This is a genomic window from Actinokineospora pegani, assembly GCF_009745975.1.
GTDB classification, from domain to species: Bacteria; Actinomycetota; Actinomycetes; order Mycobacteriales; family Pseudonocardiaceae; genus Actinokineospora; species Actinokineospora pegani.
Genome location: NZ_WHOL01000035.1, coordinates 1 through 221, shown reverse-complemented (window position 1 = coordinate 221; position 221 = coordinate 1). Strand labels below are relative to the sequence as shown.

General features: G+C 63.8%; 1 protein-coding gene (running past one end of the window). It reads right to left on the bottom strand.

The window, feature by feature from the left end; translation table 11 throughout:
* The coding region annotated (locus GCL84_RS01570) for an IS30 family transposase (protein ID WP_156753510.1) crosses the window boundary (this coding region is incomplete at its 5' end): on the bottom strand, positions 1–221 show 221 of its 291 nt. Its footprint begins 70 nt before the window's first position.

The window sequence follows — 221 nt, the reverse complement described above, 5'->3', positions numbered from 1 at the left end:
TTACGGGGTCGGTCGTTGATCTCCGCGGCGATCGCGGCGAGGTAGGTCGGGTCGCTGGTGATCTCCACACCTTTGGGCAGGTACTCGCGGACGATCCGGTTGAGGTTCTCGTTGCTTCCCCGTTCCCACGGTGAGTGCGGGTGGGCGAAGTACACCGGCAACCCGGTCGCCGTGACATCCTTGTGCAGAGCCATTTCCGACCCGCAGTCCCACGTCAACGA